The sequence below is a fragment of the Mesorhizobium sp. RSR565B genome (assembly GCF_054719465.1).
Genome location: NZ_JBTTIE010000001.1, coordinates 933,218 through 947,180 on the forward strand (window position 1 = coordinate 933,218; position 13,963 = coordinate 947,180).

13 protein-coding genes are annotated in these 13,963 nt (G+C 64.7%); 5 read left to right on the forward strand and 8 right to left on the reverse strand.

Annotated elements, in window-relative coordinates; all coding sequences use genetic code 11:
- Positions 1–3: 3 nt before the first annotated feature.
- Complete coding sequence (locus ACYG9R_RS04635; protein WP_023823505.1) at positions 4–1,515, reverse strand: sugar ABC transporter ATP-binding protein; 1,512 nt, start codon at positions 1,513–1,515, stop codon at positions 4–6.
- 137 nt (positions 1,516–1,652) lie between these two features.
- On the opposite strand from ACYG9R_RS04635, the gene mtnK reads away from it, so the two are divergent.
- The 3 genes from mtnK (at position 1,653) to fba (ending at position 5,393) form a co-directional block, all read left to right on the forward strand.
- Positions 1,653–2,921 (forward strand): S-methyl-5-thioribose kinase, encoded by a 1,269-nt coding sequence (mtnK, locus tag ACYG9R_RS04640; RefSeq protein WP_023668574.1) that lies wholly within the window; start codon positions 1,653–1,655, stop codon positions 2,919–2,921.
- Positions 2,918–4,012, forward strand: coding sequence for an S-methyl-5-thioribose-1-phosphate isomerase (mtnA, locus tag ACYG9R_RS04645; protein ID WP_023668575.1), 1,095 nt, complete (start codon positions 2,918–2,920; stop codon positions 4,010–4,012). The genes mtnK and mtnA overlap by 4 nt, the downstream gene beginning before the upstream one ends.
- Positions 4,013–4,328: 316 nt before the next feature.
- On the forward strand, positions 4,329–5,393 hold the full coding sequence (fba, locus tag ACYG9R_RS04650; protein ID WP_023820973.1) for a class II fructose-bisphosphate aldolase: 1,065 nt from the start codon (positions 4,329–4,331) through the stop codon (positions 5,391–5,393).
- Between the two features lie 249 nt (positions 5,394–5,642).
- On the opposite strand, the gene ACYG9R_RS04655 is transcribed toward fba, so the two are convergent.
- The 5 genes from ACYG9R_RS04655 to ACYG9R_RS04675 all read right to left on the reverse strand — a co-directional run bounded on the left by ACYG9R_RS04655 (position 5,643) and on the right by ACYG9R_RS04675 (position 10,319).
- Complete coding sequence (locus ACYG9R_RS04655) at positions 5,643–6,662, reverse strand: isopenicillin N synthase family dioxygenase (RefSeq protein WP_023823506.1); 1,020 nt, start codon at positions 6,660–6,662, stop codon at positions 5,643–5,645.
- Positions 6,663–6,799: 137 nt separating this feature from the next.
- The gene (locus tag ACYG9R_RS04660; protein ID WP_023668578.1) at positions 6,800–7,456 is read right to left on the reverse strand and encodes a methionine ABC transporter permease; all 657 of its coding nucleotides are present in this window, start codon (positions 7,454–7,456) and stop codon (positions 6,800–6,802) included.
- Positions 7,437–8,525, reverse strand: a complete 1,089-nt coding sequence (locus tag ACYG9R_RS04665; RefSeq protein ID WP_023729258.1) for a methionine ABC transporter ATP-binding protein — start codon at positions 8,523–8,525, stop codon at positions 7,437–7,439. The genes ACYG9R_RS04660 and ACYG9R_RS04665 overlap by 20 nt, the downstream gene beginning before the upstream one ends.
- An 83-nt stretch (positions 8,526–8,608) precedes the next feature.
- Positions 8,609–9,463: a MetQ/NlpA family lipoprotein gene (locus tag ACYG9R_RS04670; RefSeq protein WP_023668580.1), complete on the reverse strand. Its 855-nt coding sequence runs from the start codon at positions 9,461–9,463 to the stop codon at positions 8,609–8,611.
- A gap of 172 nt (positions 9,464–9,635) precedes the next feature.
- The gene (locus ACYG9R_RS04675; RefSeq protein WP_023668581.1) at positions 9,636–10,319 is read right to left on the reverse strand and encodes an SDR family NAD(P)-dependent oxidoreductase; all 684 of its coding nucleotides are present in this window, start codon (positions 10,317–10,319) and stop codon (positions 9,636–9,638) included.
- Positions 10,320–10,532: 213 nt separating this feature from the next.
- Between ACYG9R_RS04675 and ACYG9R_RS04680 the strand changes: the two genes are divergently transcribed.
- Positions 10,533–11,648, forward strand: a complete 1,116-nt coding sequence (locus ACYG9R_RS04680; protein ID WP_023709179.1) for an anhydro-N-acetylmuramic acid kinase — start codon at positions 10,533–10,535, stop codon at positions 11,646–11,648.
- On the opposite strand, the gene ACYG9R_RS04685 is transcribed toward ACYG9R_RS04680, so the two are convergent.
- Together ACYG9R_RS04685 and ACYG9R_RS04690 are read right to left on the reverse strand one after the other, a co-directional pair.
- Entirely contained in the window at positions 11,645–12,064 is a 420-nt protein-coding gene (locus tag ACYG9R_RS04685) for a GNAT family N-acetyltransferase (RefSeq protein ID WP_023692175.1), read from the reverse strand. The two genes, ACYG9R_RS04680 and ACYG9R_RS04685, sit on opposite strands and share 4 nt — an antisense overlap.
- A 60-nt stretch (positions 12,065–12,124) precedes the next feature.
- Positions 12,125–13,303 (reverse strand): MFS transporter, encoded by a 1,179-nt coding sequence (locus ACYG9R_RS04690; protein ID WP_023823507.1) that lies wholly within the window; start codon positions 13,301–13,303, stop codon positions 12,125–12,127.
- Between the two features lie 48 nt (positions 13,304–13,351).
- Between ACYG9R_RS04690 and ACYG9R_RS04695 the strand changes: the two genes are divergently transcribed.
- On the forward strand, positions 13,352–13,891 hold the full coding sequence (locus ACYG9R_RS04695; RefSeq protein ID WP_023687041.1) for an Lrp/AsnC family transcriptional regulator: 540 nt from the start codon (positions 13,352–13,354) through the stop codon (positions 13,889–13,891).
- Positions 13,892–13,963 lie beyond the last annotated feature (72 nt).

Here is a 13,963-nt window from a genome sequence, read left to right on the forward strand (position 1 = left end):
GGCTCAGGCCGCACTGTGCAACGGCCCGCCCGCGACTTCGGCCAGCAGACGGTCGAGATCGACATCGGCGTTGCGGTGTTCGCCGACCATGGTCTGCTCGGACATCACCAATATGCGATCGGCCGTCTCCAGTGCCTCGTCGAGTTCGGTGACGAACAGCAGCGTGGCGCGGCCATTGGCGCTGGCCCTCAGCTTGGCGGCGATGTCGCGCCTGGCGGAGATATCGACGCCCTGGAACGGTTCGTCGAGAATGAACAATCGGGCGTCCTGCGCCATCCAGCGGGCCACCATCACCTTCTGCTGGTTGCCGCCCGACAGAGTGGTCATCTCGTCCTTCTCCGAGCGGCAGACGATGCCGAGATCCTCGATCTGCCGGCGGGCAATAGTGCGTTCAAGGCCGCGTTTGAGAACTGAAAAACGCGACATGCGCTTGTGGAAGGGCAGGCTGATGTTTTCCTGGATGTTGAAGCCGCCGACGATGCCGTTTTCGCCACGGTCCTTGGCGACCAGAAACACGCCGGCGGCGACGGCTTCGCCGGTCGACGCGGGCGCATAGGGCTTGCCATATAAAGTCATCGTGCCGGACAGCGGTTTGCGCAAGCCGAACAGCGTCTCGGCGAGCGCGGTCTTGCCGACGCCAACGAGGCCGGTGATGGCAACGACCTCGCCGTCGCCGAGCGTCAGCGAGAATGGCCGGGCACCAGGGGCGATGCGCAAGGCATCGACGGTCAGGATCGGCTTGGCAGAACTCCTGGCTTCGATGCGGTCAAGATGGATCTTGCGGCCGAGCATGGCGTTAACGGCACCCTCATAGTCGAGAGGCTTGCTGTCGAAGACGCCTGAGATGACGCCATCGCGCATCGAGACGATGCGGTCGGCCAGCCGCCTGATATCCGACATGCGATGCGAGATGTAGAGGATGGCGACGCCCTGCTCGCGCAAGCGGTCGAGCAGCGCAAACAGCCGGTCGGCCTCGGCGCTGGACAGCGACGAGGTCGGCTCGTCGAGGATCAGCACTTTCGGCTGGTGCGCCATGGCGCGCGCGATGGCCACCATCTGGCGATCGGCCAGCGACAGGTCGCTGATGCGGGCCTTGAGGTCGATGGCGAGCCCCATGCGGTCGGCCACCGCTTTGGCTTCGCGGCGCACCCGGCCGGGGTTGAACAGCAGCGGCGCGCCCTTGCCGCTCAGCCGGTCGAGCGTCAGATTGGTGGCGACATCGAGATCGGCGACGACGCCGTCATTGATGTTTTGGTGCACGGTAACGACACCGGCGCGGATCGCCTCTGCCGGCGTGTTCGGCGCAAAGTTGCCGCCAGCGAGGTGCATGATGCCGCCGTCATGGTCGTAGACGCCGCTGATGATTTTGACGAGGGTGGACTTGCCGGCGCCATTGGCGCCCATCAGCACAGTGATCTCACCGGCATGCAATTCGAGCGAGACGCCGCCAAGCACCTCGATATGGCCGAAGGATTTCCTCAGCCCGTCCACGCGGAACACGGCATCATTGCCCATTCGTTCCTCCCTGACGATGACGCTATGGGCTACGTCATCAATTGTCAACTCGATTGACAATTGCCAGTCAGCTTCCTAGCTTGGCCTCACCGCCATCGCTCCACTATGATTGGAGCGAGCAAGCGGGAGGGTGAGGAATGACTGCGAAATTGCCGTTTGAAGCACTGTCGGTGGAGACGCTTGCAACGCGCCTCGGTACGAACGAAGCGCTGTGCGCCAAAATCGGCAAGGGCCCTTGGAAGGTGCGCGAGGTCGGCGACGGCAATCTGAACCTCGTCTTCATCGTCGAAGGCGGCTCGGGTGCGGCGGTCGTCAAGCAAGCCCTGCCCTATGTTCGCCTCGTCGGCGACAGCTGGCCGCTGCCCTTGAAACGTTCCTTCTTCGAATATCACGCGCTGACGCGGCAAGAGGCGCGCGCGCCGGGTTCGGTGCCGGCGATCCTCCATTTCGACGAAGCCCAGGCGCTGATCATCATGGAATATCTGGCGCCGCCGCACATCATCCTGCGCCGTGCCCTGATCGACGGCCGCGAGTTGCCAAATATCGCCCGCGACATCGGCCTGTTCATGGCCCGCACTTTGTTCCGCGGCTCTGATCTCTCCATGCCGACCAAGGACCGCAAGGCAGACCTGGCGCTGTTTGCCGACAATGTCGAACTCTGCGGCATCACCGAAGACCTGGTGTTTTCCGATCCCTATTTCGACGCCAAGCTGAACCGGCACACCTCGCCGCAGCTCGACGGTCTGGTTGCCGAACTGCGTGCCGACCGCGACCTCAAGGTCGAAGCGCAGCGGCTGAAGCATATCTTCGCCGCCAATGCCGAGACGCTGCTGCATGGCGACCTGCATTCGGGCTCGATCATGGTCACCGACACCGAGACGCGGATGATCGATCCGGAGTTCGCCTTCTACGGTCCGATGGCCTTCGATGTAGGCATGCTGCTCGCCAATTTCTGGATGTCCTACTTCTCGCAGCGCGGCCATGAACAGAAGGGCAAGCGTGACGCCATGCGTGCCTATCTGCTCGGGGTGACCAACGACACCTGGACGGTGTTCCGCGCCGAGTTCTCGCATCTATGGCGCACCGAGCGCACCGGCATGCTTTACCAGAAGAGCCTGTTCGAGGATCAGGGCGACATTCTCGCCTCGGAGCAGGCGCTCGACCATGTGCTGCACCAGATCTGGACCGACCTCTTGGGCTTTGCCGGCATCGAGGTGCACCGGCGCATCCTCGGCCTCGCCCACAATGCCGATTTCGAGACCATCGAGGACGAGGATCTGCGAGCCTCCTGCGAGGCCAAGGCGCTGAAATTCGGCCGTCACATCGCCGTCAACCGGCGCCAGATTCACGGCATGGACGAGGTCAATAATCTGGCCGCTTTGATCGAACGGGAGAGCAGGATTTGAACGTCGGCGAGCGCCACTACCGCACCATCTGGCTGAGCGACGACCAGCGTTCGGTCGAGATCATCGACCAGCGCTGGCTGCCGCACGAGTTCCGGGTCGAGACGATCGGGAGCGTTGCCGGCATCGCCACCGCGATCCGTGACATGTGGGTTCGTGGCGCGCCGCTGATCGGCGTCACCGCGGCCTACGGCGTCGCCATCCAGATGGCGGACGATCCGTCTGACGAAGCGCTCGACGCGGTCTGGGAGACGCTGCACAAGACGCGGCCGACTGCGATCAATCTACGCTGGGCACTGGACGAGATGCGGCGGTTCCTCAGGCCGATCGTATTGGGACAGCGCGCGGAGGCGGCCTATAAGCGCGCCGCGGAAATCGCCGACGAGGATGTCGATCTCAATCGCGCCATCGGCGAGAACGGGCTTGCCATCATCAAGGAGATCGCGGCACGCAAGAAGCCGGGCGAGCCGGTCAACATCCTCACCCATTGCAACGCCGGTTGGCTGGCGACGGTCGATTACGGCACCGCCACGTCGCCGATCTATCTCGCCGTCGAGGCCGGCATTCCGGTCCATGTCTATGTCGACGAGACGCGCCCGCGCAACCAGGGCGCCCAGCTGACCGCTTGGGAGATGGCCGGCCACGGCGTGCCGCACACGCTGATCGTCGACAATGCCGGCGGCCATCTGATGCAGCGTGGCGCGGTCGACATGGTGATCGTGGGCACCGACCGCACCACGGCCAATGGCGACGTCTGCAACAAGATCGGCACCTATCTCAAGGCGCTCGCCGCCTCCGATAATGAGGTGCCCTTCTACGTCGCTCTGCCCTCGCCGACCATCGACTGGACGGTGGGTGATGGGCTGACCGAAATCCCGATCGAGGAACGCTCCGGCGACGAGGTGTCGCTGGTCTGGGGCAAGACGGCGGACGGCAAGATCGCGCAGGTGCGGGTTTCGCCCGAAGCGACGCCGGCGGCAAATCCGGCATTTGACGTGACGCCGGCACGGTTGGTGACAGGGCTGATCACCGAGCGCGGTGTGGCCAAGGCTTCGCGCGAAGGGTTGAAGGCGATGTTCCCCGAACGCGGATAATCTCCCCCCTTGAGGGGGAGATGTCGCCAAAGGCGACAGAGGGGGTCGGCGCGTCCTGACGCGACCTCCCAGCACCGACAGATGATGCTAGCGCTCCAGTCGAACCGACCCCCTCTGGCCTGCCGGCCATCTCCCCCTCAATGGGGGAGATTAGCGCCTCACCGGCTGGCTACCGGATTTCAGCCCTGCAACAAGAATTGCGGCCACGATGGCCGCTGACGGTTGCGGTTCTGGCGAAATCCGGCCAGAAGCATCTAGGCCGGCAACCGGCCGGCCCGCGACGTTGCGCTTGAAACCAGATACGGGAGACTATTGGGTGGCTCGCATAACACTGAGACAATTGCTCGACCACGCCGCCGAATACGGCTACGGCGTACCCGCCTTCAACATGAACAATATGGAACAGGGCCTCGCCATCATGGAGGCGGCCGAGGAGACCAAGTCGCCGGTCATCCTGCAGGCCAGCCGCGGCGCCCGCGCCTACGCCAATGATGTGGTGCTGGCCAAGCTGATCGACGCGCTGGTCGAAATCCACCCCGACATCCCGGTCTGCATGCATCTCGACCATGGCAACAACGAAGCCACCTGCGTCACCGCCATCCAGTACGGCTTCACCTCGGTGATGATGGACGGCTCGCTGAAAGAGGACGGCAAGACGCCGGCCGACTATGCCTACAATTCCGGCATCACCCGGCGCGTCGTCGACATGGCGCATTGGGGCGGCGTGTCGGTGGAAGGCGAGATCGGTGTGCTCGGTTCGCTTGAGAGCGGCGGCGGCGAGCAGGAAGACGGCCACGGCGTCGAAGGCGCCATCAGCCACGACCAGCTCTTGACCGATCCGGAACAGGCGGTCGAGTTCGTCAAGGACACCCATGTCGATGCGCTGGCTGTCGCCATGGGCACCAGCCACGGCGCCTACAAATTTTCGCGCAAGCCGGACGGCGCGGTGCTGGCGATGAATGTCATCGAGGAAATCCACCGCCGCCTGCCCAACATGCATCTGGTCATGCACGGCTCGTCCTCGGTGCCCGAGGACCTGCAGGAGATCATCAACAAATATGGGGGCCAGATGAAGCCGACCTGGGGCGTGCCGGTGGAAGAGATCCAGCGCGGCATCAAGCACGGCGTGCGCAAGATCAACATTGACACCGACAACCGCATGGCGCTGACCGGCGCCATCCGCAAGGTGCTGACCGAAAACCCGAGCGAGTTCGATCCGCGCAAATATCTGACGCCGGCGATGGCGGCGATGCGCAAGCTGTGCAAGGAGCGCTTCGAGCAGTTCGGCACCGCCGGCAATGCCCAGAAGATCAAGCCGCTGCCGGTGGCTGAGATGGCCAAGCGGTACAAGTCGGGCAGCCTTGATCCGAAGTTTGGGTGAAGTACCTGGCGCCTCTTCCTTCTCCCCTTGTGGGGAAGAAAGAAGAGCTCTTGACACAAAAAAAGGCCGGGCGCGAAAGCGGCCCGGCCAAAAGAAGGTCAAGAACCTTCAGAGGGGAACACCGCTCGGTGGAATGGGAGGAAACCGCCAAACGATAATTCCTATATGCGCGTATTCGCGGCATATGGCGACGAACGGCTTTCTAAAACAACGCGGGATGCGGAAATTTCGTTCTTGTCTTCCAAGATTTCAGCCGGCTGAGGCGCCGGTTTCCAGGAGATCGGCGTAGTGCCGGCGCGCCACGTCGGGATGCGAGCGCAGGCGGCTCTTCAGCACATTGGTGCCGACATTGCGAAACAGCGGATTGTCGGGATCGCTGGCCGGACCCCGCGCCTCGGCCGCCAGATCCTCGGGCAGGTTGAGCAGCGGGATCGTGGCGTCGAGCCGGGCGCTGAAGAAGAAGGGCACCGAAATCCGCTCGACACCGGCCGGTGGCGTTACCACGCGGTGGACCGTTGCTCTCAGATACCCGTTGGAGGCCAGCTCGAGCAGTTCGCCGATGTTGACCACCAGCGTGTCGGGCAGCGGATCGACGTCGGCCCAGGCACCGTCATATTCGACCTGCAGCCCCTTGCTCTCGTCCTGCAACAGAAGCGTCAGGAAACCGCCATCCTTGTGCGCGCCGACGCCCTGGTTGTCGCCGGTGGCGTGGCGGCCGGGGTAGCGCACGATCTTCATGCGATGGTTGGGCTCGGCCCGGTAGACGGGATCGAAGGCGTCCTCGGCCTGATCGAGCGACAAAGCGAAGGCCCGGAGCAGCCGGATCGCCACCGCCGTCGCCTTGGCCTGCCATGCGAGTAGCGCCGGCTTCAGCTCGGGCAGCGTGGCCGGCCACTGGTTGGGCCCTTGCAGCCGCGTCCAGGCGGGCACGCCGGGGCCTTGTTCGATGGCCGCGCGTTCGACGCCGATGTCGAGCTGTTCGCGCCAGTCGGCCTTGCCTTTGGTCAGCTCGCCGCCGGCGCGCGTGTAGCCGCGGAACTGCGAGGACTTGACCATTTCAATTGCCAGTTTGTCGGCTTCCGGCAGGGCAAAGAAGCGGCGCGACGCGTCGAGCACTTCTGCGGTATCCGCAGCCGATATGCCGTGGCCGGTCAAATAGAAGAAGCCGACATCGCGCGCGGCCGTGCGCAGGTCGAAGAGAAACGTTCGCCGTTCCGAAGCGCCCTGCTCGAGGCGGCCGAGATCAAGCACGGGTACGATCCTGGGCATGGTCAAGCTCCTTGTTTCGCTGTCACGGTGGCACGCAGGCCGGTCCGATCAAAGCAACGCGCAATCCAATCTCGGCGCCGATAGAGAAAGCCGACGCTGCGTTTGGCAGCCTGCCGGCAAATAACGTTCGTGGCCGCTCATCCGCGCCGGTCCAGCCTGGCGACCAGCCGGTCGCCGACCCACTGGATGCCGCAAACGAGAATGATCAGCACAATGACCACGGCGACCATGACGCTGGTCTCAAAACGCTGGTAGCCATAGCGGATGGCGAGATCGCCGAGCCCGCCGGCACCGATGGCGCCGGCCATGGCCGAAGCGCCGATCAGCGTTACCAGCGTCACCGTGAAACCGGCGACGATGCCGGGCAAAGCTTCGGGCACCAGCACCTCGCGGATGATCGTCCAGCGGTTGCCGCCCATGGCGCGCGCCGCCTCGATCAGGCCGCGATCGACCTCGCGCAGCGACACTTCGGCGATGCGGGCATAATAGGGCGTCGCCGCAATCGACAACGGCACGATTGCCGCCCAGGTGCCGATCGAGGTGCCGACGATCAGCCGCGTCACCGGGATCAGCGCCACCAGAAGGATGATGAACGGCACCGAGCGGAAGCCGTTGATGACGGCGCCGAGCGCGCGGTTCACCCACAGGCTTTCGGCAATGCCGCCGCGCTCGGTGGCAATCAATGCCAGGCCGAGCGGCAGCCCGAAGACGAGCGAGATGAGGCCCGATGCCGCCGTCATCAGGACCGTCTCCCAGATCGAACGCAGCAGAAGTTCAAACAGAACCGGCGACATGGCCAAGCACCTCCACCCGCGCGTCGCGGGCCTTCAGGAATGCGATTACTTTCGACAGATGTTTCGGATCGTTGCCCGCGACCGCAAGGAACAGCGTGCCGACCGGCTGCTGCTGGACATGGTCGATGCCACCATGGACGAGGCGGAACCGTCCCGGCACGGCCACCGCAAGATCGGACAGCAGCGGACCGCGCGCGGCCTCACCTGCGACGTCGACCCTGAGGATGAGCTCGGCGCCGCCTCCGGGAGCAAGCCGGCCGGCAATCTCGGCCGGCAGTTGCGGGCGGATGCCGCCGAGCAGGCTCCTGGTGATTTCGGAACGCGGCTCGGCAAAGACCGACCACACCGGGCCTTGTTCGACGATGCGCCCGGCATCGATCACCGCGACGCGGTCGGCGATCGAGCGGATCACCTCCATCTCGTGGGTGATGAGCAGGATGGTGAGGCCGAGCTGCCGGTTGATGTCTTTCAGCAAGGCCAGGATGGAGCGCGTCGTCTCCGGATCGAGCGCTGAGGTCGCCTCGTCGGACAGCAGCAGCGCCGGCCGCGCGGCCAGCGCCCTGGCGATGCCGACGCGCTGCTTCTGGCCGCCCGACAGCGAGGACGGATAGGCCTTCGCCTTCTCCGACAGGCCGACGAGGTCGAGCAATTCGGCGGCGCGCGCCAGCCGTTCGGCCTTTGGGCGGCCCTCGATCTTCAGCGGCAGCGCGACATTGTCCTCCACGGTCTTGGCCGACAGCAGATTGAAGTGCTGGAAGATCATGCCGATGCGACGCCGCAGCGGCTGCAATTCACGCTCGCCGAGCCGGCCGATCTCGCGGCCCTCGATGAAGACGTCGCCGGAGTCCGGCCGCTCCAGCCCGTTGAGGCAGCGGATCAGCGTCGACTTGCCGGCGCCGCTGCGGCCGATGATGCCGAGGATCTCGCCCTTCTTCACCGTCAGCGAGACGCCGTCGAGCGCAGGCGTCGCGCCGAAGCGGCGCTTGAGGTCGACCAGGCGTACGACATCTTCCTGCCCGGCCGATATATTGACCGGACCGGATGCTTCGGCCGTGACGTGCTGGTTCATCTCACTGTCCGTTTCAACGCTCGACAAATGCGACAGCGGCCCGCTCAACAGCGGGCCGCCTGCTCCTGACAACCAGGCGCCAATCAATAGGCGCTGATCCCGGTGCCCTTGTAGACCTTGTCGAACTCGGCCTTGACCGCCTCGTTCTGGTAGGACGCGACCAGCGTCTTCACCCACGCCTCGTTCTCGTTGCCGGATTTCACGGCGATGAAGTTGCGGTAGGGGTTGTCGGCCACCGGCTCCTGGGCGATGCGGTTGTCCGGGCCGAGACCGCTCTTCAGCGCCCAGTCGGTGTTGACGACAGCCGCGTCGAGATCCTCGACCGAGCGGCCGACAATGCCGGCGTCCAGTTCCTTGATGACGACCTTCTTAGGGTTCTCGGCAATGTCGGCGGTGGTCGCCAGGATGCCGGTGCCGTCCTTCAGCTTGATCACGCCTTCGTTCTGCAGAACGCGCAACGCGCGGCCCTCATTCGAGGGGTCGTTCGGCAAGCCGATGACGGCGCCTTCGGGCAGGTCGGCAACCTTGGTGTATTTCTTGGAGTAGAGGCCGATCGGCCAGACGCCGGTGTAGCCGACGCGCACGATGTGGTACCCTTGGGTCTTGATCTGGTTGTCGAGATAGGGCTGGTGCTGGAAGGCGTTGGCGTCGATCTCGCCGCGCTCGAGCGCCTCGTTGGGCTGGGTGTAGTCGTTGAACACCACGGTCTCGACGGTCAGGCCTTTTTCGGCGGCCTGGGCGACGACGACGCGCCAGACATCCTCATCCTCGCCGCTGATGATGCCGACCTTGATAGACTTCTTGTCCTCGGCGAAGGACGGCGTCGGCTGAGCCAGACCGGCAAGCGTGACGGCCGAGGCAAAAAGTGCCGCAAGGGCAGCTCGCCGGCTGATGGCTGAAAAAAGAAGAGAGCTGGAAGCGTTTCCGCGTTCGGACATTGTCGATCCCTCGTAATCCTGAAGTCATTGCGGCGAGGTGGAATACCAAGCCTTGACGACATCATCGGCAATGCTGCTTGCCGGATCAAAGAACCGCATTTCTTCTCAAACACGAAGCCGGGAATATTCTCTCAAAGATTTCGCAATTGCGAGAACGGTCACGCCGGACCGGTCAGAATGTCTCGACAAAGGGCCGCAGCTCGACCTCGAAGCTCCAGGCGCTGCGATGCTGGCGATGGGTCGCGAGATAGGTCTGCGCGATCGCATCGGGCGACAGCTGGCTGTCCGGTCGCTCGGGCTTCGTCCCGACCGGCTCGATCTGGCCGTCGATAATGAAATGGGCGACATGGATGTTCTTCGGGAAGAGTTCGCGCGCCATCGACTGAGCCAGACCGCGCAGGCCGAATTTCGGCATGGCAAAGCCGGCGGAGTTGGGAAAGCCCTTGATGCTGGCGGAGGCGCCGGTGAAAAGAATCGAACCGGAGCCGCGCGCAAGCAGCCGCCGCGCCGCTTGCTGGCCGACCAGGAAGCCGCCATAGGCGCCGACAAGCAAGGCTTGTTTGACCGCATCGGGATCGACCTCGGCGATCGGGCCGCGCGTGCGGCCGCTGGCATTGAAGACGGCAAGGGCCAGCGGGCCTTGCTTGTCGGCGGCGTCAAACAGGCCGGCGACGGAGGCCGGATCGGCGACGTCGGTTTCGACGGCCAGCGCGCCGGTTTCCCCGACCAGCGCCGCGAGTTTGGCCGTGTTGCGGGCGGCCAGCACCACACGATAGCCTTCCGTGGTGAGAAGGCGTGCCAAAGAGGCGCTCAGGCCCGCACCCGCGCCGGCGATCACTGCGACTTCGGATGCCATGTCGTTTCTCCTTGGCGATGACGTGTTCGTCTCATAGCTGGCGTCTTGAGCGGCGAGACGCAAGAACGGCGTTGCTCGATTTTCGCTGTTCGGTGAAAAACTCTGCCGGCAGGTTCGGAGCAATCGACCGCGGCCAGGGTCTTGCCTGGCGAGACAATCCGTCCGACAGGTGATTGCGTTGGAATCGCAAACGGTGTCGCAAGGGAGTCGACCGTGGAACCAATCTGGGCCGTCGGCCTGATGACCGGCACCGTGCTTGACGGCAATATCGACGTGGCGCTGATCAAGACCGATGGCGAGCGGATCGCCGATTTCGGCACCTATACGCTGGCCCCCTACCCCGCAGCGATCCGTGCCTTGCTGGAGGAGACGCTGCGTCAGGCCCGGGTGTGGAATTTCGACGGGCCGGAGCCGGCGATCTTTGCCGAAGCCGAGGAGGCGCTGACGCGGGCGCAGTCGGCGGCGGTGAAGGACCTTGTCGAAAGCTACGGCCTAACCATAGGCGATATCGGCGTGGTCGGTTTTCACGGCCAAACCGTGCTGCATCGTGCCCCGCAACCCGGGCGGCGCGGCGATACGCGCCAGTTGGGCGATGGCGCGCTGATGCATTCCATTTTGGGCGCCAAGGTCGCCTATGATTTCCGCTCGGACGATGTGCGCGCTGGCGGCCAGGGCGCACCACTGGCGGCTGCCTACCACGCGGCGCTTTTGAGGGAAGCCGACGCCAGCGGGGACACCGCTGTGCTCAATCTCGGCGGTGTCGGCAACGTCACTTGGTGGGACGGCAAGGACAACATCGTCGCCTTCGACACTGGCCCGGCCAACGCGCCGCTCAACGATTTCATCAAGGCAAACGGCCTCGGCGAGATGGACCGCGACGGCGCACTGGGCGCGGCCGGCACCGTCGATGAAGTGCGGCTGGCCAAATTGCTCCAGCATCCGTATCTGACCAAGCCCTATCCGAAATCGCTCGACCGTTTCGACTTCGGCGCCGCCATGGCCGACGGCCTCAGCGCAGAGGATGGGGCGGCGACGCTGACGGCCTTCACCGTCTCGGCCGTCGGCAAGGCGCTCGATTTGTTGCCGCGCCGGCCGAAGCGCCTAGCGGTCAGTGGCGGCGGCCGCCGCAACCCGACGATGATGGCGATGCTGGCGAGGCGCGCCAACGTCGAGGTGGTGCAGGCCGAGACACTGGGCTGGAAAGGCGATGCGGTGGAGGCCGAATGCTTTGCCTTCCTTGCCGTGCGCGTGCTGCGCGGCCTGCCGATCAGCTTTCCCAGCACCACCGGCGTGCCGCGGCCGATGCAAGGCGGGCGGCTGGCAGGTTAGAGCTTCTTCTGCAGGAAGATGCGGCTGCGGCCGATGGGAAAGTCAGGCAGCTCGCCGAAACGCCGGTAGCCTTGCCGCTCATAGACTTTGGCCGCTGTCGGATTGAACGTGTCGATCCAGGCGGTCTGGCAGCCCCGGGCGACTGCTTCGCGCTCGGCAGCGTCCAGCATGTCGCCGGCCATATGCTGGCCGCGCAGGCGTTCGTCGACCCACAGCCATTGCACATAGAGCCAGCCCCAGGCGGTGTATCCCGAAATGCCGGCGACGACAGCGCCGTGCTCGTCACGAACGAAGACCGCGATCGGCTTGCGGCCGGAGGGGCCGACATCGCCGTCATTGAACGCCGTCAGCCGCTCGGCCAGGAAGGCGAGGTCGTCTGACGAGGGGTCGGCAGTGGTTTCAAGCGTCGTCTTCATCCGGGCGGGGCTCGCATGGCAAGCCAAGCTCTAGCGAAGGACGGGATGAGGACGCAAGCTTTACGGCTTGATGGGCGGCGGCGACCGCCATGACCCCGCTGCTGCCGCAACCAGCATCAGCACGGCGGCAACGATCGCGCAGATGGCAAAGCCGAATGTCGAATAAAGCGGCCCGAAGCTGGTGGTGCCGATGAAGACGGCGAGGTAGGTGACCGAGCTGTTCAGGCCCATGATGGTGCCGCGGCGCGACGGATCGAGCGCGGTAAGGCGCATCACCAGCACGTTCAGGCCGAAATGATTGGCAAGGCCCCAGATGGCGATCATAGCCAGGATCAGCACGAAATTGCTGCTTGCGAGCGCGATCGCGACATAGACGACGGCGACCAGCAGATAGGCGAAAGGCATGACGCGCCGTGCGCCGATGCGGTCGATGACGCCGTCGAGGAAGGCCGCGGCGCCGAAGCCGGCGCCATAGGCGAGCGCGGCCAGCGCATTGGCGCTGACGGGCTCGCCCAGATCCTGGTGCAGATGATCGCCGAGAAAGCCGTAGACGCCGTAAAAAGCGGTCATGAAGGCGGTGCAGGCGATGAGCAGCGGCACGATCCCCGGAATGGCCAGCGCAACGAACGGCGACGGCGCCGGGCCGCCCTTCCTGACGTCGCTGAGCGAGGTCATCGACAAGGCAGCAAGCGCAATGGCGGAAAGCACCGCGACGGCGGCGAAGACGGCGCGCCAGTGCACGAGATCGGCAAGCACGGCCGACAGCGACACGCCGGCCACCATGGAGACCGTCCAGCCGGTCAGCACGACGCCGATCGTGCCGCTTTCACGGCCGGGCGGCGCAATTGCCGCTGCACTGGTATAGATGGCCGGCATGGCGACGCCCGCGGCGATGCCGGCGACGGCCTGGGCCGCGACCAGCATGATCACCGTCGGCGCCAGCGCGCTGGCGAGAAGGCCGACCGCCAGCAACAGCAGAGCGCCCTGCAGCATGCGGCGGGCGCCGACGCCGTCGATATAGCGGGCGAGGAACAACGCGCTGGCGGAAGTGCCGAGGCCGAAGGCGGCCGACGCGGCCATCACCGCCGGCACGCTGGTGCCGAAGGATGCGGCGACTGCCGGAGCAATTGGACCCAGGACCAGCGAGTTCGAGCCGATGACGGCGATGCAGCCGGTCAGGAGGTAGGCCAGCGCCGGGATCGGCTGATGGAGCGTTGCAGCTTGATTCGCGTTCGTCATCGGGTCATAATGGCCGAACTGAATTCCGCGACAACAAGGAATTTCGATATGGACGAAGAAACAGATGGGGTTCTGCAGAACAAGGTAGCTCCCCGCGAGCTCGACGCAATCGACCGAAAAATATTAGGCGTGCTGGTCGAGGATGCGACGATCAGCTACGCCGAACTTGGCGAACGCGTCTGCCTTTCGCCGCCGGCGGCGCATGAGCGGGTCAAGCGCCTGCGGCGCAGCGGCGCCATCCGCGGCACGGCTGTGATCATCGACCCGAAGGCGGTGAAGAAGCCGCTGCTCACCTTCGTGCATATCGATACCAAGGGCTGGGGCAAGACACCGGAGCTGATGGCCGTCTCCCAATATCCTGAGGTCGAGGAAATCCATTCGGTGGCCGGCGACACCTGCATGCTTCTCAAGGTCCGCACCGAGGACACCAGGGCGCTCGAAGGCCTGCTGGCGCGTCTCTACGAAACGCCCGGCGTCACCTCGACGCGAAGCTATGTCGTGCTGTCGACCTATCTCGAGCGCCCGGTGCAGCCCGAGATCACGGCGCAATGGCCGACGCCCCGGCATATGGCCACGCCGCTGTACTGATCTGCGCTATCTTCGTCTTGCCGGGGCCACAACAATCCTTCACAAACGGCACCCTATATTGATGCCAGGCAT

Excerpts from the sequence above, each read along its gene's own strand:
- ACYG9R_RS04665 (WP_023729258.1), bottom strand. The coding sequence starts at position 8,525 with ATGAACCAGCACGTCACGGCCGAAGCATCCGGTCCGGTCAATATATCG.
- ACYG9R_RS04690 (WP_023823507.1), bottom strand. The coding sequence starts at position 13,303 with ATGACGAACGCGAATCAAGCTGCAACGCTCCATCAGCCGATCCCGGCG.
- ACYG9R_RS04635 (WP_023823505.1), bottom strand. The coding sequence starts at position 1,515 with ATGGGCAATGATGCCGTGTTCCGCGTGGACGGGCTGAGGAAATCCTTC.
- ACYG9R_RS04695 (WP_023687041.1), top strand. The coding sequence starts at position 13,352 with ATGGACGAAGAAACAGATGGGGTTCTGCAGAACAAGGTAGCTCCCCGC.
- ACYG9R_RS04675 (WP_023668581.1), bottom strand. The coding sequence starts at position 10,319 with ATGGCATCCGAAGTCGCAGTGATCGCCGGCGCGGGTGCGGGCCTGAGC.
- ACYG9R_RS04655 (WP_023823506.1), bottom strand. The coding sequence starts at position 6,662 with ATGCCCAGGATCGTACCCGTGCTTGATCTCGGCCGCCTCGAGCAGGGC.
- ACYG9R_RS04660 (WP_023668578.1), bottom strand. The coding sequence starts at position 7,456 with ATGTCGCCGGTTCTGTTTGAACTTCTGCTGCGTTCGATCTGGGAGACG.
- ACYG9R_RS04685 (WP_023692175.1), bottom strand. The coding sequence starts at position 12,064 with ATGAAGACGACGCTTGAAACCACTGCCGACCCCTCGTCAGACGACCTC.
- mtnK (WP_023668574.1), top strand. The coding sequence starts at position 1,653 with ATGACTGCGAAATTGCCGTTTGAAGCACTGTCGGTGGAGACGCTTGCA.
- ACYG9R_RS04670 (WP_023668580.1), bottom strand. The coding sequence starts at position 9,463 with ATGTCCGAACGCGGAAACGCTTCCAGCTCTCTTCTTTTTTCAGCCATC.